General features: G+C 70.4%; 17 protein-coding genes. 8 read left to right on the top strand and 9 right to left on the bottom strand.

Annotation, left to right across the window (positions count from 1 at the left end; translation table 11 throughout):
* Positions 1-6: 6 nt before the first annotated feature.
* The 5 genes from ABDW61_RS08645 to ABDW61_RS08625 form a co-directional block, all read right to left on the bottom strand.
* Positions 7-828, bottom strand: coding sequence for a ZIP family metal transporter (locus ABDW61_RS08645; RefSeq protein ID WP_343638217.1), 822 nt, complete (start codon positions 826-828; stop codon positions 7-9).
* A 115-nt stretch (positions 829-943) separates the two neighbouring features.
* Positions 944-2,344: a class II fumarate hydratase gene (locus tag ABDW61_RS08640; protein ID WP_343638042.1), complete on the bottom strand. Its 1,401-nt coding sequence runs from the start codon at positions 2,342-2,344 to the stop codon at positions 944-946.
* Positions 2,345-2,491: 147 nt separating this feature from the next.
* Positions 2,492-3,682 carry a DUF1501 domain-containing protein gene (locus ABDW61_RS08635; RefSeq protein ID WP_343638041.1) on the bottom strand — a complete coding sequence of 397 codons (1,191 nt, stop codon included), beginning with the start codon at positions 3,680-3,682 and terminating at the stop codon, positions 2,492-2,494.
* Between the two features lie 20 nt (positions 3,683-3,702).
* Positions 3,703-5,262, bottom strand: a complete 1,560-nt coding sequence (locus ABDW61_RS08630) for a DUF1800 domain-containing protein (protein WP_343638040.1) — start codon at positions 5,260-5,262, stop codon at positions 3,703-3,705.
* A 106-nt stretch (positions 5,263-5,368) separates the two neighbouring features.
* Entirely contained in the window at positions 5,369-8,944 is a 3,576-nt protein-coding gene (locus ABDW61_RS08625; protein WP_343638039.1) for an indolepyruvate ferredoxin oxidoreductase family protein, read from the bottom strand.
* A 140-nt stretch (positions 8,945-9,084) separates the two neighbouring features.
* Here ABDW61_RS08625 and ABDW61_RS08620 point away from each other — a divergent pair, with 140 nt between their 5' ends.
* Positions 9,085-9,555: an Lrp/AsnC family transcriptional regulator gene (locus tag ABDW61_RS08620; protein ID WP_343638038.1), complete on the top strand. Its 471-nt coding sequence runs from the start codon at positions 9,085-9,087 to the stop codon at positions 9,553-9,555.
* Between the two features lie 173 nt (positions 9,556-9,728).
* Complete coding sequence (locus ABDW61_RS08615) at positions 9,729-10,421, top strand: CBS domain-containing protein (RefSeq protein WP_343638037.1); 693 nt, start codon at positions 9,729-9,731, stop codon at positions 10,419-10,421.
* Between the two features lie 19 nt (positions 10,422-10,440).
* On the opposite strand, the gene ABDW61_RS08610 is transcribed toward ABDW61_RS08615, so the two are convergent.
* Positions 10,441-10,866: a hypothetical protein gene (locus ABDW61_RS08610; protein ID WP_343638036.1), complete on the bottom strand. Its 426-nt coding sequence runs from the start codon at positions 10,864-10,866 to the stop codon at positions 10,441-10,443.
* 204 nt (positions 10,867-11,070) lie between these two features.
* Here ABDW61_RS08610 and ABDW61_RS08605 point away from each other — a divergent pair, with 204 nt between their 5' ends.
* Positions 11,071-11,616: a protein phosphatase CheZ gene (locus ABDW61_RS08605; protein ID WP_343638035.1), complete on the top strand. Its 546-nt coding sequence runs from the start codon at positions 11,071-11,073 to the stop codon at positions 11,614-11,616.
* Between the two features lie 46 nt (positions 11,617-11,662).
* On the opposite strand, the gene ABDW61_RS08600 is transcribed toward ABDW61_RS08605, so the two are convergent.
* Both ABDW61_RS08600 and ABDW61_RS08595 read right to left on the bottom strand, forming a co-directional pair.
* Positions 11,663-12,481, bottom strand: a complete 819-nt coding sequence (locus ABDW61_RS08600; RefSeq protein WP_343638034.1) for a M90 family metallopeptidase — start codon at positions 12,479-12,481, stop codon at positions 11,663-11,665.
* Positions 12,478-12,762 (bottom strand): hypothetical protein, encoded by a 285-nt coding sequence (locus tag ABDW61_RS08595; protein WP_343638033.1) that lies wholly within the window; start codon positions 12,760-12,762, stop codon positions 12,478-12,480. The genes ABDW61_RS08600 and ABDW61_RS08595 overlap by 4 nt, the downstream gene beginning before the upstream one ends.
* 65 nt (positions 12,763-12,827) lie before the next feature.
* Here ABDW61_RS08595 and ABDW61_RS08590 point away from each other — a divergent pair, with 65 nt between their 5' ends.
* The 4 genes from ABDW61_RS08590 to ABDW61_RS08575 all read left to right on the top strand — a co-directional run bounded on the left by ABDW61_RS08590 (position 12,828) and on the right by ABDW61_RS08575 (position 18,238).
* A complete protein-coding gene (locus ABDW61_RS08590; protein ID WP_343638032.1) occupies positions 12,828-13,214 on the top strand; it encodes a hypothetical protein in 387 nt (128 codons plus the stop codon).
* A 214-nt stretch (positions 13,215-13,428) separates the two neighbouring features.
* On the top strand, positions 13,429-13,662 hold the full coding sequence (locus tag ABDW61_RS08585) for a hypothetical protein (protein ID WP_343638031.1): 234 nt from the start codon (positions 13,429-13,431) through the stop codon (positions 13,660-13,662).
* 271 nt (positions 13,663-13,933) lie between these two features.
* Entirely contained in the window at positions 13,934-15,478 is a 1,545-nt protein-coding gene (locus tag ABDW61_RS08580) for a methyl-accepting chemotaxis protein (RefSeq protein WP_343638030.1), read from the top strand.
* A 48-nt stretch (positions 15,479-15,526) separates the two neighbouring features.
* Positions 15,527-18,238: a 2-oxoglutarate dehydrogenase E1 component gene (locus ABDW61_RS08575; protein ID WP_343638029.1), complete on the top strand. Its 2,712-nt coding sequence runs from the start codon at positions 15,527-15,529 to the stop codon at positions 18,236-18,238.
* Positions 18,239-18,420: 182 nt separating this feature from the next.
* Here the strand turns inward: ABDW61_RS08575 and ABDW61_RS08570 are convergent, their stop codons facing one another.
* Positions 18,421-18,813, bottom strand: a complete 393-nt coding sequence (locus tag ABDW61_RS08570; protein WP_343638028.1) for a hypothetical protein — start codon at positions 18,811-18,813, stop codon at positions 18,421-18,423.
* A 187-nt stretch (positions 18,814-19,000) separates the two neighbouring features.
* On the opposite strand from ABDW61_RS08570, the gene ABDW61_RS08565 reads away from it, so the two are divergent.
* Entirely contained in the window at positions 19,001-20,089 is a 1,089-nt protein-coding gene (locus ABDW61_RS08565) for a sensor domain-containing diguanylate cyclase (protein ID WP_343638027.1), read from the top strand.
* Positions 20,090-20,102: the final 13 nt, after the last annotated feature.

Genomic DNA, 20,102 nt, shown 5'->3' with positions numbered 1-20,102 from the left:
GCCGGTTCAGCCCAGCGCCGTGTCCAGCACCATCATCAGCGCGAACCCCAGCATCAGCCCCTGCGTCGCCCAGCGCTCATGGCCCTTGCGATGCGACTCGGGAATGATCTCGTGGCTGATGACGAACAGCATCGCCCCCGCCGCGAAGCCCAGGCCCCAGGGCAGCAGCAGCGGCCAGGCCGACACCACCCAGGCCCCCAGCACCGCGCCCACCGGCTCGACCAGCCCCGAGGCCGCGCCCAGCAGCAGCGCCTTGCGTCTCGAATAGCCCACCCCCATCAGCGCCACCGCGATGACGAAACCCTCGGGCAGATCCTGGATCGCGATGGCCAGGCTGAGGCTGGCCGCCGCGAGCGGATCGTTCGCGGCGAAGGCCACGCCCATCGCCAGCCCCTCCGGCAGGTTGTGCAGCGTGACCGCGATCACGAACAGCGTCGTGCGCCGCAGCCGTGTCGGGTCCATGCCCTCGCGGCCCTTGATGAAGTGCTCGTGCGGCAGCCAGCGGTCCAGCGCCATCAGCGCCCACGCGCCCAGCAGCACCGCCAGCGCGACCTGAGCCGCCGCGCCCGTCGCCGTCGCGCCCGTCGCCGTCGCGTGGGCGCGCGCCGCCTCCAGGCCCGGCACGATCAGCGAGAACGAACACGCCGCCAGCATCACCCCGGCGCCGAAACCCATCAGCGCATCCTGGCCGCGCGCCGACAGCCGGTGCGTGCCCAGCGCCGGCAGCGTGCCGAAGGCGGTCGCCGCCGCGGCGAGCAGGCCCGCCTCCAGCGCCATCACGATCACCGATCGCCCCTGACCCGAGCCCGAGCCCGTGCCCGGCCGCATCCACAGCCAGCCCTCGCGCAGCGGCAGCGCCGCGCCGATCAGCAGGATCGCGAACCCGGCCGCCTGGCGCAGCCGCTGGCGCCGCGCCAGCACCCGGTCCGCCGCGGCGATCGCGTCAGAGTCCGCCATCGGTGAGCTTCGACGGATCCAGCATCTGCAGCAGCGCCGCGCGGTCGAACTCGGTCATCTCCTCGGCCACGTCGACGATGGGCCGCTTCTCCGCATAGGCGCGCTTGGCGATCGCGGCCGCCTTCAGATAGCCGATCTCCCGGTTCAGCGCCGTCACCAGGATCGGGTTGCGCGCCAGCGCGTGCTGCAGCCCCTCGGTGTTGACCTTGAAGTCGCGGATCGCCTGTTCCGCCAGCGCCTTCGCGGCCGCCGCCAGCAGCGCCAGGCTGTCCAGCAGATTGGCCGCGATCAGCGGCAGCATCACGTTGAGCTGGAAATTGCCCGACTGCCCCGCCACCGTGATTGCCGCGTCGTGGCCGATGACCTGCGCGCAGACCATGGTCACCGCCTCCGGGATCACCGGATTCACCTTGCCCGGCATGATCGACGAGCCCGGCTGCAACGCGTGCAGCTCGATCTCCGCCAGGCCCGCCAGCGGGCCCGAGTTCATCCAGCGCAGGTCGTTGGCGATCTTCATCAGCGCCACCGCCAGGCCCTTGAGCGCGCCCGACAGCGCCACCGCCGTGTCCTGCGCCGACAGCGCCGCGAAGAAGTCCGGCGCCGGCCGGAAGCTCAGGCCGGTGAGCGAGGACAGCTCCTCGCAGAAGCGCGCCGCGAAGTCGGGATGCGCATTGATGCCGGTGCCCACCGCCGTGCCGCCCTGCGCCAGCTCGCACACCGAGGGCAACAGCGCCCGCAGCTGCGCGCGCCGCGCGTCGATCTGCGCGCACCAGCCGCCCAGCTCCTGCCCCAGCCGCAGCGGCATCGCGTCCATCAGGTGGGTGCGGCCCGTCTTGACGTGATGGCCGTCGCTCTTGATCTTGTCCTGCAGCGTCTGCACCAGCAGGTCCAGCGCCGGCAGCAGCTCGCCATTGAGCGCCTGCGCCGCGCTGATGTGCAGCACGGTCGGGATCGAGTCATTGCTGCTCTGGCCCGCGTTGACGTGGTCGTTCGGGCTGACCGTCAGCGGATTGGCCGCGCCGCTGCCGATCAGCCGCGTCGCCACGGTGGCGATCACCTCGTTGGCATTCATGTTCGAGCTGGTGCCCGAGCCGGTCTGGAAGATCTCCACCGGGAAGTGGTTCATCAGGTCCGGGTCCTGCAGCAGCTGCGTCGCCGCGCGCTCGATCGCCTGGCCGATGTCGGGCGGCAACTGCTCCAGCGCGATGTTGGCGCGCGCCGCCGCGGCCTTCTGCAGCACCAGCGCGCGCACGAAGCGCTCGGGCATGGGCTGGCGGCTGATCGCGAAGTTCTCGACCGCGCGCTGCGTCTGCGCGCCGTACAGCGCGTCGACCGGGACGGCGACCTCGCCCATGGAGTCGCGTTCGATGCGGGTTGGCTTGTTCATCAGGAGGCTTTCGTTGCAGGCAGGCTCGACGGTCCGGCTCAGGGGTCAAACGAATGACCATGACCAGAGTAGATGAGAACTTCTCTCATCTGCAAAGTTGCCGCGCAAGCGCTTGTGCGGCCTGGGGGCTTTGCCTCCCGGCAAACCTCAGACCAGGCGCAAGTCCTTGGGCCGCACGGCCGGAAACACGCGCGCGAGCGCCTCGCCGGACAGCCCGAACTGGCGCTGCCACAGGCCGCCGAGCACCGCGCGGTAGTCGTTCAGCACCGGGTAGTCGCGGTTCTGGAACAGCGAGCCCGCCGTCAGCGCGATCTGGTCGCCGGCGACCGGCGCGCCGCTGGCCAGCCCGCCGCCGAGCAGCCAGTACACGCTGCCATGGCCATGGTCGGTGCCGCGGTTGCCGTTCTCGCGGAAAGTGCGGCCGAACTCGCTGATCACCATCACCGTGGTCTGGCGCCAGAGGTCGGGGCCGAGTTCATCGGCGATGGCCGCCAGCCCGCGCCCGAGTTCCTCGAAACGGCTGGCGAGCTGGCCGGTCGCGCCGCCCTGGTTGACGTGCGTGTCCCAGCCGCCGACATCGATGAAGCCCAGGCTGAAGCGGCCGCGCATCAGCGTCGCGATGCGGCGCGCCTCCAGTTCGAAGCCCTTGGCCGGGATCGCGTTGCGGCCGGCCGCGTCGGTCATGGCCTTCATCTTGTCCGGCGACAGATCGCGCGCCAGTTCCTCGCGCAGCGCCAGGCCCTCCTGCACCGCCGAGCCCAGCGGCTGGCCCTGGTACATGCTGGCGATCAGGGCGCGGCTCTTCGCATCGACCGCCGGACGCGCGGTCTCGCGCAGGCCCGCGTTGGCGATGCGGGCCGGACCGCGGAAGGCGATCGGCAACTGGTCGGTGAACGACAGCGCCTGCTGCGCGTCGAGCTCGCTCGCGAGGCGGTTCAGGAAGCCCGAGTTGTAGTCGCGCGAGCCGCCGACCGGCTGGCCGAGCTCGATGCTGTCCTGCGTCTCGAAATGGCTGCGCGACAGGTCCTCGGTCCCGGCGAACGGGATGAAGCGCGCCTGCCCGGCCTGCGCCAGCGGGAACAGGCTGTTGCGCAGCGCCGGGTGCAGGCCCCAGTCCGCGTTCAAGGGCAGCGCCGCGGCCGCGTCGGACGCCGAGGGACGCGCGATCGCGATGCGCGGGCGCTGCTCGTAATAGAAGCTGCTGCCGATGGGGACCAGCAGGTTCGCCGCGTCGTAGCCGCCGCGCAGGAACACCAGCAGGAAGCGCGGCCGGTCCGCGCCGGCCGCGAACAGCCGCGCGCCCGACAGTGCGAGCGGCGCCGCCGCGAAGGCTTGCACAAGAGAACGTCTTTGCATGGTCAGCGGTACATGAAGTCGGGACTGGACAGCAGCAGCGTCAGCCATTGCTGCGGCGAGTTCGTCTGCGCCAGCGCGCCGCGCGTCGCGGCCGCCAGCGTGGGCTCCAGGCGCGCGCGCAGCGGCTGCAGGTCGGGCATCGGCACCGGCGTGTTCGTGCCGTCGGGCCGGTACAGCGCCACCGCGCCGCCGCCGATCTGGCGCGCGATCTCGAAGCGCTGCGTCATCTGCCCCGGGCTGTTCCACGCGTCCGCCGTCATCGGATAACCGTCCGGCGTCTGCTTGTCGTAGAGGCCCTGTCCCAGCCGTCTGAGCCAGTTCTGCAGCGGCTGCGCGTTCTGCAGCTCACGCTGCTCGAAGCCGGCGCGCAGGCTGGACAGCAGGTAGTGATGCGGGTCCTTGAACTTCGGCGGCTCGGCCGACGCGAACTGCGGCGAGAACAGCAGCGGCCGCAGCGTCGCCGGGATGTCGCCCTTCGTGCGCAGGAAGGCGGCGCTCATCGCGTCGACGGTGGCTGGCGGCGGTTGATCGCTGAGGAAGAACACCGCCAGCTTGCGGCTCACGAAGCGCGCGGTCGCCGGCTGCGCCACGAGCAGGTCCAGCACCTCGTCGAGCTCCTCCACGCCGCGGCCCTTGATCGTGTGGCCGAGCAGCTGCTTGTCGCCGAAGTCGTGACGCGCCGGGTGGAACTCGAACAGCCCGTCGCGCCGATAGAGGCGCTCGAACTTCGGCGCGACCTTGGCCGGGTCCGGATCGATGCGAACACCCAGGCCCGTCAGCACCCGCGCCAGTTCCTGCACGTCGCGCTGCGAGTAGCCGCCGTCCACGCCCATCGTGTGCAGCTCCAGCAGCTCGCGCGCGTAGTTCTCGTTGATCGCGCGGACGGCGTTCTGGTCGTTGTCGAGATAGCGCAGCATCGCCGGATGGCGGGCCACCGCGCCCAGCATCCGGCGGAACGAGCCGAGCGCGTTCGGCCGCAGCGCGCGGTCCTGGTAGTCCGAGAGCATCAGCCGGATGTCGCGCTTGCCCTGGTGCACGTTGAAGTGGTTGAACCAGAACCACGACAGGTGCTCGAGCAGTTGCTGCTCCGAGTACAGCTCGCGCATCAGCTGGCGCTCGCCGGTCTCGCGCGCCGCCAGGCCTTGCGTGTCCTGATAGGCCTTGCGCGCGGCGGCCCGCTCTTCTTCGGATGCGCCCTTGTCGCCATTGCGGCGGAACGCTTCGGCCGCCCACACGCGCATCGCGACGTCGCCCTGGCTGATGCCCATCGCGTCGATGCGGGTCTGGATCGGCGCGGGCAGCGGGGCCTTCGGGTCTGACGTCAACTGGCGCTCGACGTAGCGGCCCCAGCCCAGGCGCTCGATCTCATCGAGTTGCGCCTGCGTCGCGCCCCAGCCGATGCGATTGGCGGCGCGCAGGCGCTGCGCCGCATCCATCGGCACGTCGGGCGCCGTCGCCATGCCGCCGCAGGCGGCCAGCGCCGCCGACGCGGTCGCGCCGAGCAGCAGCGTGCGCCGGCGCAAGGGAAGGGGCAGGGGAGGCGGGAGCGGGGACCGTGGCATGGGGCAAGCATGCCGCCCGCGCGTCAACGGTGTCCAGCGGTGCTTGCGCCCTTTGCGCTACTTCACACTTGCAGCCCCCGCGCGGCGGCGCGAGGGGATCAGGCGCTCACAGCTCGGCCACGCCCTTCACGCGTTCGGGCGCCTTCGCCAGCGGCACGACGGCGATGGGCGCCTCGACCGCGCGGCCGTGGAAGCGGTCGAGCAGATCCTTCCACTGCGCGCGCACGGTCACGACGTTGGCCAGCTTCACGTGGCCGTAACCGCGGATGCCTTCCGGCAGCCGGGCGAGCTTGATCGCGATGTCCAGCTTCTCCGCGCTCAGGCCGGCGAGCAGCTCATCGACGAGGGCTTCGTAGTCGCGGATCAGTTGGCGCTCGATGCGGCGTTCCTCGGTCTTGCCGAAGAGGTCCAGCGCGCCGCCGCGCAGGCCCTTGAACTTGGCCAGCGTCTTCAGCGCCTTGAAGGTCCACGAGCCCAGCTCGACCTTCTTCGCGCGGCCGTCGGCGCCGGGCTTGGCGATCAGCGGCGGGGCCATGTGGAAGCTGAGGTGATCCCAGTCCTCGAACTGCGCCTTCAGCGCGGCCTCGAACTTGCCGTCGGTGTACAGGCGCGCGACCTCGTACTCGTCCTTGATCGCCAGCAGCTTCGCGTAATAGCGCGCCACCGCCTTGGTCAGGCGCAGGCCCTTGCCGGCGTCGCCCAGCGCCGCTTCGGCCGCGCGAACGCGGTGCACCAGCGCCTCATAGCGCGACGCGTAGGCGGCGTCCTGGTACTCGGTCAGGAAGGCCTTGCGGCGCGAGATCAGGCCGGGCTGGCCGTCCTTGTCGTCGAGCTGGTCGAAGTTGAACCACTGCACGGCCGCGCCGCTCTGCTCGCCGGCCAGCCGCCGCAGCGCCTCGGGCGCGGCAATCGCCAGGCGGCCCAGCGCGAAGGCGGTCTTGTTGTTCTCCACCGCCACGCCGTTGAGCTCGATCGCGCGCATCAGCGCCTCGAACGACACCGGCACCAGGCCGCGTTGCCAGCACGCGCCCAGCATCACGATGTTGCTGGGCATGGTGTCGCCCATCAGACGCTGCGCGATGTCCTGCGCGTCGATGCTGGCCAGCAGGCCCTGGCCCTCGCCAACGGCGTGGCGCATCTTGGCCAGCAGCGAGTCGGCCTGCAGGCTCGCGTCCGGGTTGCGGACGAAGGCGGCGGTCGGCAGCTCATGCGTGTTGGCCAGGATCACCGTGCGGCCGGCCTTCACCGTCGCCAGCGCATCGGCGCTCGCGCCCACGACCATGTCGCAGGCCAGCAGCACGTCGGCCTGCTGCGTGTCGATGCGGACCTGGTTCAGCAGGTCCTGCGTCGGCGCCACGCGCACGAAGGACAGCACCGCGCCGCCCTTCTGCGCGAAGCCCATGAAGTCCAGCACCGAGCTCTGCTTGCCCTCCAGGTGCGCGGCCATCGTCACCAGCGCGCCCACCGTCACCACGCCGGTGCCGCCGACGCCGGTGACCAGCATGTCGAACGGGCCGGTCCACGCCCAGGCCGCGGGCGGCTGGATCGCGGCGATCTCGCGCGCCAGGTCCGCGGGCCCGAAGGCCGCGCCGGCGCGCTTCTTCAGCTTGGCGCCATGCACCGACACGAAGCTCGGGCAGAAACCGTTCACGCAGCTGAAGTCCTTGTTGCAGCTGCTCTGCTCGATCGCGCGCTTGCGGCCGAAGTCGGTCTCCACCGGCACCACCGACAGGCAGTTGCTCGCCTGGCCACAGTCGCCGCAGCCCTCGCAGACCGACTCGTTGATGAAGATGCGCTTGTCCGGGTCGGGGAACTCGCCCTTCTTGCGGCGGCGGCGCTTCTCGGCGGCGCAGGTCTGGTCGTAGATCAGCACCGTCACGCCCTGGATCTCGCGCAGCTCGCGCTGCACCGCGTCGAGCTCGCTGCGATCGTGGAACGTCGTGCCGGCGGGGAACAGGCCGTGATGGCCGTCGTACTTGCCGATCTCGTCCGAGACCACGACCAGGCGCTTCACGCCCTCGGCCTCGACCTGGCGCGCGATCTGCGGCACCGAGGTCTGGCCGTCGACCGGCTGCCCGCCGGTCATCGCCACCGCGTCGTTGTAGAGGATCTTGTAGGTGATGTTGGCCTTGGCCGCGATGGCCTGCCGGATCGCCAGATAGCCCGAGTGGTAGTAAGTGCCGTCGCCCAGGTTCTGGAAGACATGCTTCTCGGTCGTGAAGCGCGAGTGGGCCGCCCAGTCCACGCCCTCGGCGCCCATCTGGATCAGGCCGGACGTGCCGCGCTCCATCCAGCTCGCCATGAAGTGGCAGCCGATGCCGGCCAGCGCGCGCGAGCCCTCGGGCAGCTTCGTCGAGGTGTTGTGCGGGCAGCCCGAGCAGAAATAGGGCTGGCGGCGCACCGCGTCGGCGCTGTTGGACAGCAGGCAGGGCGTCAGGAAATCGACGACCAGATGGCGGCGGTCCAGCGCCGGATTCAGCCGCGCCAGCCAGTCCGCGACGGTCGGCATGATGCGCGACGGCCGCAGCTCGCCGAGCGCGCTCAGCACCGCCGCCCCGTGTTCATCGGACTTGCCGACCACGCGCGGACGCTGCGCGTCGGGCAGGTGATAGAGCAGCTCCTTGATCTGGCGCTCGACGACTGGGGCCTTCTCCTCGATCACCAGCATGTCGGTCAGGCCCTGCGCGAACTCGCGGATGCGCGTCGGCTCCAGCGGGTACACGAGGCCGACCTTGTAGACCCGCACGCCGGCCGCGGCCAGCGCGTTGGGGTCCAGGTCCAGACGGCGCAGCACTTCCATGAAGTCGTAATGCGCCTTGCCCACGGTCACGATGCCCAGCGACGCGCGCGGGCTCACCACGATGTGCTTGTCGATCGAATTGATCTTCGCGAAGGCCAGCACCGCGTCGATCTTGTGCGCCAGGCGCGACTCCAGCTCCAGCGACGGCAGATCCACCGAGCGGATGTGCAGATTCGTCGGCGGCGTGTGGTCGACGGGCAGCTCGAAGTCCAGCGGCACCGCGTCCAGGTCGACCGTCATGCCCGACTCGACCACTTCCGAGATCGCCTTGAACCCGACCCACGCGCCCGAGAAGCGCGACAGCGCCCAGCCGTAGAGGCCGAACTCCAGGTACTCGGCCACGTTGCCGGGATGCACCAGCGGCATCGACCAGGCCTGCAGCGCGAGGTCGCTCTGATGCGGCGTCGACGAGGACACGCAACCATGGTCGTCGCCGCAGACGACGAGCACGCCGCCCTGTTTCGCGCTGCCGTAGACGTTGCCGTGCTTGAGCGCGTCGCCGGAGCGGTCCACGCCGGGGCCCTTGCCGTACCACATCGCGAAGACGCCATCGACGGTGCGCTTCGGATCGAGTGCCACGCGCTGCACGCCCAGGCAGGCGGTGGCGGCGAGGTCTTCGTTGATCGCGGGCAGGAAGTTGACCTGGGCCTTCTCGAGGAACTTCTTCGCCTTCCACAGCTGCTGGTCGACCATTCCGAGCGGGCTGCCGCGATAGCCGCTGACGAAGCCGGCGGTCTTCAGGCCCTGCCGCTCGTCCTGGGCCTTCTGCATCAGCAGCAGGCGGACCAGTGCCTGCGTGCCGGTCAGGAACACCTGGCCGGTGCTGGCGGCCAGGTTGTCGGAGAGCTGGTAGGGACGCAGCGAGGGAGTGGCTTCGGACATGGCTGTCTCCGACCCGCCGTGGCGACGCGGGTTCTTATGGTCTGAGAGGGGAGATTCTTTACGAGACAATGCGCGATTTCTTGCTTCGTTCGCTCGCCAGCGCCAGCGATTGGAGTGAATTCAACTCACCGAAGGCGTCTATGGAAAATGAACGTTTCGATCGTGCGACGCGTTTGATCCTGGAGGCGCTCCAGGCCGATGCGCGCCAGAGCACGCAGCAGCTGGCGGACAAGGTGGGGTTGTCGGCGACGCCGGTCTGGCGCCGGATCAAGGAGCTGGAGGAGCGGGGGGTCATCCGCCGCCAGGTGGCGCTGGTGGACCGTGAGCAGCTGGGCTTGTCGATCTGCGTGCTGGCCAACGTGAGCCTGGTGCGCCATACCGAAGGGGCGGTCGATGCTTTCGAGGCGATGGTGGCGGGCAGTCCGGAGATCGTCGAATGCCAGGCCATCACTGGCGAGGCGGATTACGTGCTGAAGATCGTCGCGCCCGACATGAAGGCGTACGACCAGTTCCTGCAGAGCAAGGTGTTCAAGGTTCCGGGGGTGGCGAGCGTGCGCAGCAACGTGGTGCTGCGCGAGGTCAAGTACGAGACCGCTTATCCCGTCCCCTGACCGCACCACGCCGGCCGTCTTGGAGGGGGGCAGCGGGTGCGTGTGGGGCCGGAATGATGCGAGGGGGTCCTGGAGGGAGCCCCCTCGCGTCGTGGAGAGCCCGCGCTTGGCCCTCCGGAGTTAGGCGTTCTCCTCAATGGCCCCCGCTGTTCCCGCATGCCATCCTCCCGGGCATGTTTTCCGTCTACGGCACTTCCGGAAAGATCCTGACGGGTGGCCTGGAGCAGGTCCGAGACCTCGCCCCGGTGCAGGCTGTCGCCCGCACGCGCGCGGTGGCTCCGGTGGCGCGCCAGGGCGATCTGACGCCGTCGTCGGTCGTGCTTGCGGGCGTGAGCCAGGGCGGCGGAGGGGGCGGTGGCGGCATGACGGGTCCGTCGGCCTATGTCGCGCATGAGGCGCTGGCGGCTTACGCTGGCGACACGCAGCGCCAGGTGCTCACGCAGGTGCATCAGCTGATGAGCCGGAAGTTGATCAGTGTGATGTCGGGCGCTCCGCTGCGGAGCGCGATGCGGATGATGTCGCGTGCCGGGGTGGCGCAGGCGCCGGTGCTTGGTCCGATGGGGGAGGTGCGCGGTCTGGTGTCGCGTGGCGATCTCACGCGGGGCTTGGCGGACGATCTCGACGAGGTCGCCGAGATGATGGTCATCGCGCGCCGCCTGGCCGCGCCGGTGGATGACGTGATGTGGACGCCGGTGCCGGTGGCGCAGCCGGACACGCCTTTGCGCGAAGCGGCGCAGTTGCTGCTGGACCTGGGACTGCCTGGCTTGCCGGTTGGTGACGACAACGGCCATCCGATCGGTTTTCTCTCGCGCAGCGACCTGCTGCGCGGCATGACGCACGAGCCGCCGCTGGACCTCTGGTCCTGAGGGCGTGTCCTCGGTCCTGTCAGTACTTGCGCATCCCGCGCTCGGCCTCTTCCTGCTCGATCGCCTGCAGCGTGCGCCAATCGGTGCACACGAACACACCGTCCTCGACGATGCGATCCGGCAGCGAGCCGTCGCCGCGGGCGATCTTGCCGTCCTTGCACACCAGCGTGCCGCGCGCCTGACCCTGCTCCTGCAGCGCCTTGCCCACGGCCATTGAGTCGCGCGTGTACAGCGTCAGCATCAGCAGCGCGAACAGCACGCCCAGCATCAGCGCCACACCGACCATGATGTCGCTCACGTCGCGCAGCGCGGACGGTGGCGCCGCCGTCTGCGCGCGCGGCGCGGCGGCGAAGCTCGCGCCCTCGCCGCGGGACGGCGGGGTCGAACCAGACCGCGAGGGAGCGCGGTGATAACCGGGCGAGGGACGGGTGGTGGCCATGTTCATGTGACGGATCGCTTTGCCAGGACAGACGGCAGCAAGGACGGTCCGAAGGACGGACGGGTTGAAGGCTACAGGCGACCGCGCCGATCCATCACTTAAATGCAGTGCTCCCCACCAAAAATGCACGGGTGCCCACCCCCCTTTCCGTTGGTTACAGCAGTTGCAGAATTAAGATTTCGGGACTCTCGCGAGCTGCACTCCGACACCATGTCCAAGCCCGACACCCCACTCACGGCCACCGAGCACCAGGCGCTGCACAAGCTGTCCCAGGAGCTCCCGGACGCCTGCGAGCGGCTGGATTACGTCAAGCGCATGACCGACCAGGCGGCCAGCAAGGTGCTGGGCATCGTCGAGGCGGCGCAGGACGACGCGGAAGCGGTGCGGCGTCAGGGGCAGGAGTTGTCGGAGTCGCTGCAGCGGCTGGCGGCGGCGCCGGACCTGAGCGTCGAACGGGCGCGGGCCATGATGCGGCTGTGCGCGGCCTACGCCGCCGGGGCCGCCGGTTTCGCGGACCGGGTCCGCGGGCTGCAGACCGAAATCATGATGGCCCAGGACTTCCAGGACCTGTCGGGCCAGGTCATCAACAAGGTGCTGGGCATGCTGCGGCCCGCCGAGGAGCCGCTGGCGCAATTGCTCGCCGCGCATGAGCCGCCGGCCGCCGCCGCCCAGGAACAGCTTGCCGGCGTGCAGACGCCGGACAAGGCGCTGCAGCAGGACGACGTCGACGCGCTGCTCGCCGAAATGGGTTTTTGACGCGATCTTGATGAGTCCTTGAGGGTCGCCTGAGAGGCTGGCCCGCTCAGGCCCAGAGCATCGGATCGACCTCGTAGAACCGTCTCAGCTCCGCGTACAGCGCTGGATGCGCCTGCGCCAGCGCCCAGGGCTGGCCGAAGAAGCGCTCGCTCGCCACGGCGAAGAACTCCGCCGGCTCGGTGGCCGCGTAGTCGCCCAGCGGATCGGCCTCGCCCGCCGCCAGACGCGCCCGCAGCAGGTCGAAGCTCTGCTGCATCACCGCCGCCCAGCGCGCCTGCCGCGCCCGGTTGCCCAGCCACGGCGCGCCGTTGGCCACGCCCTTGACCTGATCGAGCTGGTGCGCGAACTCGTGCACCGCGACGTTGTGGCCGAGTTCCGGCTGCGACGCGTCGCGCAGCACGTCGTCCCAGGACAGCACGACCTGGCCCTCGCCCCAGGATTCGCCGCTCAGCACCTGGCGCTGCTGCATCTGCAGCGGCCCTTGATGGCGGACGCGGTCGACGATGAAGGCGCCGGGATAGACCAGCACCGTGTGCAGCTTGGGGTAGTAGCCGCGCGCGCGGCCCAGCAGCGGCAGCGAGGCCAGCGCGGCGACCGTCACGCGCACCTCGTCGGTGATGACCTGGCCGGCGCAGCCGATGAAGGTCTTCTCCGCCAGGAACACCTGCATCTGGCGCTTGAGTTTGAGCTGCAGGTCGGCCGGCAGCCGCGCCACCTGGGGCACGTTGCGGCGCAGGATCGCGCGCCACGCGGCGGGGAAGGCCTTCGCCCGCAGCGCGGCGCGGCGGCGCGCCTGCCGCCAGGGCTGGCTCAGCAGCCAGAAGCAGATCAGCGCCGCGATCAGCGCGAGCACGAGCAGGGTCATGGGATGAAGCGCCGCGGCAGCCAGGCTGCGAAGTCCTGAAGATGCGCGCAACCCGCCGCCTTTTCAAGAGCGGGCCAGGTCTTGCGCCCTTCGACCAGATCCGGCCGTGCCTCGAACGGAACTGCGGCGCCCGCGCGACGCGCCTGCTCGGCGGGGCGATTGACGTCCGGGCGGGGCCGATCCGGCGCGGGCTTTGCGCCTCGGCCCCGGACAATTTCGGCCGGGATGGCCCCGGACTTGAGCGCTGATTCAAGCGCCGCCGCGCAGGGGCCGTCCGTCATCACTACATCAGCGTCATGAGGGAGGGTGGCGACCGGCCATCGAGCGCGGTCGCCGCCGGGGCGATTTGAAGTTTTCCGAAGTACAGGCGACGCCGCTCAGGACGTCGCCGTTCGATGTCAGTCCGTTGCAGCAGTACCGCGCCAAGGTCCAGCAGGAGATGCTGGAGGGCCCGCCGCCGTCCGTGGTGCTGAAGCTGTCTCCGTTCATCGGGACGGAAGGGCCGCTCAAGGAGATGCGCGCCCGCGACAGCGCCGACGTCACCTATGGCCGGCACCCGCTCGGCCAGGAGGCGCCGCCGGTCAGCCGCGTGCAGACGCCGGCGTACTCGCGGGGCGCCTACACGGCGGCGGATTTCCCGGATCTGAAGGTGCAGGTCTCGCTCGGGCCGATGCTGTCCAGCCATGTCGAGCGCGCCGGCGGGACGCCGCGCATCCTGGACGTCACCGCCTGAGCATCACCGCCTGAGCGGAAGGATCGCCGCGGCCCCCCGGCGCTGGCGGACGTCCCGCACCCCGTGTTCATGCGGGATGCAAGGAATTTCTTTCCCGTGAACCGGGCGACGGTGTACAACCACGGTCATCGCGTCACCCGTGTCCGTGCGCGCCTTTCCTCCCCGCGCGCATCGACCCGGCTTCCAGCGTCCGTCCGTTCGTCCGTTGCCGACCATGCCGACTTCGCAGACCGTCCGCCAGCACAAAGGCCGCACCTATGTCCTCGACGCGCTCGGGCAGGACGCCGGGCCGTGGCGAGGGCGATTCGTCGTCAAGGGGGTGGAGGACGGCCAGCTCGGCACGTCCTGGCATGACCTCGAGGACGAGTTCGCGTCCCCTGACGAGGCCGTCGACCATGCCGACCGCGTGGCGCGCCAGTACATCGCCACCTTTGCGGAACAAGCGTGAGCAAACCCGCGCGTTGCCCCCTGTGCCAAGCCGCGTGCCGGGCCACGTGCCGGGCCGCGCGCCCGAACGCGCGGAGGCAGCGGATCTTCCTCGGGCACGGCCGCCGCGCCGGGCCTTCCTGAGACGCCGGCGCCGGCAATGACGCGGGCCGCCGGCCCGTGGGCACCACGTTTGCCCACGCCGCGGCGCCCATGGGTCCGGTGGACTTTCACCCGGCCCGCGCCTTGCCCCGCTGCCAGGACTGATCGTGGGCCCCCAGGGGGAAAAGAACATGCCGACGCTGTCCAACTTCAAGATCGGCACGCGCCTCGCCGCCGCGTTCGCCGTTGTCATCCTGCTCCTGTTGCTGGTGCTGACCGTGGCCGTCTCGGTGCTCAACCGCACCAGCGACACCATGGACCGCCTGGTCGACGATCGCTACGCGCAGATCTCGATCAGCGACGACATCAAGAATGTCGGCGACCAGGGCGTCATCGTCATCGGCCGGCTGCTCATGGCCACCGATCCGGCGCAGGTCAAGCGCTACATGGACGAGTACGCCGCCGTCCGCGCCGCCAACACCGAGAACTTCGCCAAGTTCGAGAAGCTGCTCCACACCGACGAGGGCAAGGCCATCTTCGCCGAGCAGTCCGAGGCGCGGAAGGCGTACGGCGCCGCCGTGCGCAAGCTCTTCGATCTGATCGCCGCCGGCCAGCGCGAGCAGGCCATGGCCGTCTACCAGGGCGACATGGCGACGCTGCAGGTCCGCTACTACGCGCTGATCGACAAGATGGTCGACTACCAGGCGCGCGCGATGGCCGATGACGTCGCCCGCGCCAAGGATGACGCGCGCCGCTCCAAGCTGTGGATGGGCATCGTCGCCGCGATCGCGGTGGTGCTCGGGGTCGCGACGGCCTTCAGCATCACGCGCTCGATCACGCAGCGCATCCTGGGCGCGATCGGGCTGGCGGAGGACGTCGCCCGCGGCGACCTCACGCCGCGCGAGCTGCCCCAGAGCAGCGACGAGATCGGCCGCCTCATCGCCGCGCTGCAGCACATGGTGCGCAGCCTGCACCGCATCGTCTCCGAAGTCCGGCAGGGCGCCGACACCATCTCCGCCGCCGCCCGCGAGGTGGCGCAGGGCAATGCCGACCTCTCCGCCCGCACCGAGGCCCAGGCCAGCGCGCTGCAGCAGACCGCGTCCGCGATGGAGCAACTGACCGCGGCCGTGCGCCTGAGCGCCGACAACGCCGACCAGGCCAACGCCAGCGCCGCCTCCGCGTCGGAGGTCGCCAGCCAGGGCGGCCAGGCGGTGGGCGAGGTCGTGGCGACGATGAACTCCATCTCCGCCTCCTCGCAGCGCATCGGCGAGATCATCGGCACCATCGACGGCATCGCCTTCCAGACCAACATCCTGGCCCTGAACGCCGCGGTCGAGGCCGCGCGCGCCGGCGAGCACGGACGCGGCTTCGCGGTCGTCGCCTCGGAAGTGCGGGCGCTGGCGCAGCGCTCGGCCAGCGCGGCCAAGGAGATCAAGGGCCTGATCGTCGCCTCCACCGAGCAGGTTGGCGCCGGCAGCCGGCTGGTCGAGCAGGCGGGCGCGACCATGTCGCAGGTCGTCTCCGGCATCCAGCGCGTCAGCGGCGTCGTCGCCGAGATCAGCGTCTCCAGCCGCGAGCAGAGCCTGGGCATCGAGCAGGTCAACGCCGCCATCATGCAGATGGACGACACCACCCAGAAGAACGCCGCCATGGTCGAGCAGAGCACTGCCTCGGCCAAGGCCCTCGAGGACGAAGCCGCCCATCTCAACAACGCGGTGCGGGCCTTCGTGCTCTAGCCCGCCGGCGGCCGCGCCTTCACGTCGACTCACCAGGGAGCGACCCTCATGAACGACAGGATCCAGGCGGGCGTCGCGACGCCCCCATCAACCCCTTCCCCTTCATCCCCTTCGTCATCCGCCCGCGCGGGCGCCCCGGCGGCCGCCGGCGACGGCAGCGCCCGCTGGCGGCCGGAGGTGCTCGCCTTCATCGAGGCGCACCGCCGTGACGGCCACCGCTGCGCGCGGCTCGATCCGCTGGGCGTCTCGCGGCCGGCCGATCCGACGCTGCTCGACCCGCAGCGCTTCGGCCTGCAGCCGGGCGACTGGCTCTCGCCGGCGGGCACGCCGCTGTGGAGCGCGCGCACCGTCGCCGACCTGGATCGCGCGCTGAAATCGATCTACTGCGGCGGACTCGCGCTTGACGCCAGCGCCGTGCGCGATGCCGCGCGGCGCGAGTGGCTCTTCCACGAGATGGAGGCCGCGCCCCCGGGCGCCGGTGGCGCGGCGGGGCGCCTGGCGCTGCTCGAGCGGCTGATCCGCGCGCAGGGCTGGGAAGAGCATGTCGCGCAGGCCTTCCCGCATGCCAAGCGCTTCTCGCTGCAGGGCAACGAGACCCTGATCCCGCTGCTGGACGCGTTGTGCGAGGAGGCCGCCGGCCTGGGCGTGCGGCGCATCTTCCTGGGCATGCCGCACCGCGGCCGGGTCAACGTGCTGGTGAACCTGATGGGCTTCGCGCCGGCGCGGGTGCTGGACTACTTCGATCCCAAGTCGCCGCATCCCGAGCTGCACACCGACCTCGTCTACCACCTTGGCGGCGAGCGCGAACTGGACACGCCGCGCGGCCGCGTCACGCTGACGCTGGCGCACAACCCGTCGCACCTGCAGAGCGTGCATCCGGTCCTCACCGGCCTGGCGCGTGCCTGCCAGGACGCGCTCAGCCGCGCGCATGCCGACCAGGACGGCCGCCGCCTCGTGCTGCCGCTGATGCTGCATGGCGACGCGGCCTTCGCGGGGCAGGGCGTCGTCATGGAGACGCTGATGCTGGGCGGCAAGCCGGGCTACACCGTGGGCGGCACGGTGCACGTGATCATCAACAACCAGGTCGGCTTCACCGAGCCCAACCCCATGAGCGCCTGGCCGGCGCAGTACTGCACCGACGTCACGCGCATGGTCGACGCGCCGGTGCTGCGCGTGAACGCCGACGAGCCCGAACAGGCGCTGCGCGCCGCCGCCATCGCGATGGCGTGGCGCGCGCGCTTCGGCTCGGACATCGTCATCGACCTCATCGGCTACCGGCGGCTGGGGCATTCGGAGAGCGACGTCCCGGCGCTGACGCGGCCGCGCATTCACGCGCTGATGCAGAGCCATCCCACCATCGTCGACCGCTACGCGGCCGCGCTGCGCGCCGATGGCGTCGTTCCGCCGGACACCGACATGGCCTCGCACGTCACGCACGGCCGCGTGCGGGCGCACCAGGCCTTCGCCGATCCGGCCATGCCGGAGGAGGACGAATCGCCGGCCCCGCTGCGCCGCCCCGGCGAAGTGCCGCCGCTGGACGCCGCGGCGCTGCGGGCGCTGGTCGAGCCGATGGTGCGCTGGCCCGAGGGCTTCGAGCCGCACGCCATGGTGCGCACCCTCGCGGATCACTGGCGCCGCATGGCGGGCCTGGACGAGCCGCCGCTGGCTGCCGACTGGTGCTTCGCCGAGAACCTCGCCTACGCCACCATCCTGCGCGGCGGGCTGAACCTGCGCATCTCGGGCATGGACGTGCGGCGCGGCACCTTCCTGCACCGGCAGGCGGTGTGGACCTCGCAGGCCGCGGACGGCGACGGCGGGCCGCGGGACTTCGTGCCGCTGCGCCAGATCGCGCAGGACGGCGGCGAAAGCGGCGGTGGGGCCGCGGACGGGCGCGTGCCGGCGGGCCGTTTCGACATCTTCAACTCGCCGCTGTCGGAGGAGGCGGTGCTGGGATTCGAGTACGGCTACAGCGTCGGTGCCCAGCGGACGCTGACCGTGTGGGAGGCCCAGTTCGGGGATTTCGTGAATGGGGCGCAGGTCTTCGTCGACCAGTACATCAGCTCGGGCGAGGAGAAGTGGGGTGACACCTCCTCGCTGACGGTGCTGCTGCCGCATGGCAACGAGGGCATCGGTCCGGATCATTCGAGTGGCTACCTGAGCCGGTTCCTGCAGCTCTGCGGCGAGGACAACATGCGCGTGGCCTGTCCGTCGACGGCGGCGCAGTGGTTCCATCTGCTGCAGCGGCAGGCTTTCGACACCTTGCGCAAGCCGCTGATCGTGATGTCCCCCAAGGGCACGCTGTATTGGGAGAAGGCCTCGCATGCAGCGATCGAGGATCTGACGCACGGCCGCTTCCAGCCGGTGATCGACGATGCCGGCATCAAGCTGCCGCGGCAGGTCGAGCGCCTGCTGCTGTGCAGCGGCAAGGTCTATTACGACCTGGACCGAGGGCGGCACTCGGTCGCGCGGGCGGACCTGGCGATCGCCCGCATCGAGCAGTTCTACCCCTTCCCGGAGGACGAGATCGTTGCCCTGTTGGCGCGTTACCCGGCGCTGGTCGAGATCACGTGGGTGCAGGAGGAGCATCGCCAGCAGGGCGCATGGACCTTCATCCGCGAGCACATGGACGGCCTGCTGCCGCGCCAAGTGCAATTGCGCTGCGTCGCACGTCGCGCCAACGGATCGGGTGCTACTTCCTCGCACGCCATCCACCAGCTGGAGCAGGTGGAGCTTGTCGCCCGCGCCCTGGGCGAAGCCTGAAGGGAGCCCGCCAAGCCAGTCCGCCAAGCGCGCCCGCGTCCGCCAAGGCCCGCCAAGACGCGCCAAGGCCCGCGGTCAGCGGATGCGGGTGGGGCCGGAATGATGCGAGGGGGTCCTGGAGGGAGCCCCCTCGCGTCGTGGAGAGCCCGCGCCTGGCCTTGCGCAGTCGGAGGCGGTCTCCCTCACTGCCCCAACGAATCCGTCCTGCGCCAACTGGACCCGCTCCCGCGCCCCTGCGCCTGAGGCCGGCCGAGCTGCATGATCTCGATCGCGTGGCAGGCTGCCTCGGTCGCATAGGTGAGGGCTTCGTTCTCCGTTGCCCAGGCGTGTCCGACCGGCGGGTGGACGACGTCTTCGATCCCCGCCTGTGGGGCCTGCTCATCCCCGGGCGGCTCGAGCTGGGCCCCGAACGCATCGTTGGCTGCCGATCCTCCCCCGAGGAAGGCGTGATCGGTGGTGTCGCTGCGTCGGCGTCCGGCGTCGAGCAACTGGTAGTGGCCGATGTAGGTATCGCCTGGAGCGGGTTGGGCGTCGACGCGGTAGGTGACGCCGCGGTACTGTCCTTCGCGTTGCATGAGGGGACTCCGTGGGTTGTCGCGCAAGCGTTGATACCTGCGCGGCAAATCCGGCGCCCGGGTCCTGCCTGCGAGGGGATCCGGCGGACGGCAGCGGTGCCGGGACGGACGGTGTCCGCCGTGGGTTCTCAGTTGTGACAACATCGCGAAATTCTTCTTCCGATCTTCCTACTGCCCGGTTTCGATCTTGGATGCCCTGCTTGCCCGACTGACCTCGACCGTCCCCGCTGCCCGGAACCTTGAACAGCTCACCCGTCCGCTGCTGGAGATGCTGGGGGCGGTCACCGGCCTGGAGTCCACCTATCTGACGACGATCGACCTGCGGGCCGGCGAGCAGCATGTGCTGCTGGCGCGCAACGCGGGGACGATGGTGATTCCCGAGGGCCTGACGGTGGCGTGGTCCGACACGCTGTGCAAGCGTGCGCTCGACGAGGGGCGCATGGCCACCGAGGACGTGGGCGCGTGCTGGGGCGATTCGGAGGCGGCGCGGCAGCTCGGGATCCAGACCTATGTGAGCACCCCGGTGCGCGATGACGGCGGCGAGCTGCTCGGCACCTTGTGCGCCGCGAGTGCCCAGCGCCGCGCGATCGCGCCGGATGCGGAATCGCTGCTGAGGCTGTTTTCGACGCTGGTGTCGCAATTCCTGCAGCGCGAGCGCCTGATGGACGACCTGCGCGCCGCCAATGAGCAGCTTGCCACCTATGCCCTGACCGACGCGCTGACCGGGCTGCCCAACCGCCGCGCGCTCTTCGACGAATTGCAGCGGCAGCTGCAGCGCGCCTCGCGCGATGGAAATTGCGTGCTGCTGGGATGCATCGATCTGGATGGTTTCAAGTCGGTGAATGATCAGCTGGGCCACCATCGCGGCGATCTGTTCCTGCGCGAGATGGCTCATCGCCTGATGCTCGAGCTGCGCGGCTCGGACATGCTGGCGCGCATGGGCGGCGACGAGTTCGTCGTCGTCGGTCCGGGCGTGAGCCTGGACGGCCTGCCGCCTTCGGAGGGGCCGTTGATCGACCGCGGCGAGCCGGTTCAGGCGGCCCGCACGCTGGAGCAGCGCGCCGCGCTCGCCAGCGTGGGCCGCTTCGATCTGGACGGCCATCTGCTGCAGTACGCCGGTGCCAGCGTCGGCGTGGTCGCGCTCGATCCGTCGCGCGTGAGCGCCGAGGAGGCGCTGCAGCTCGCCGACGCCCGCATGTACGAGATCAAGCGCGCGCGCCGCGGCAGCATCGTCGTGCCGGCCGTGGTCGCGCAGGCCGCCGCCGCGGCGGACTGACACGCCGGCCGCC

The sequence above is a fragment of the Roseateles sp. genome (assembly GCF_039595595.1).
In the GTDB taxonomy this organism is placed as follows: Bacteria; Pseudomonadota; Gammaproteobacteria; order Burkholderiales; family Burkholderiaceae_C; genus Roseateles.
The sequence above is the reverse complement of the archived record's forward strand: the minus strand, read 5'-3'. Positions and strand labels throughout refer to the sequence as shown.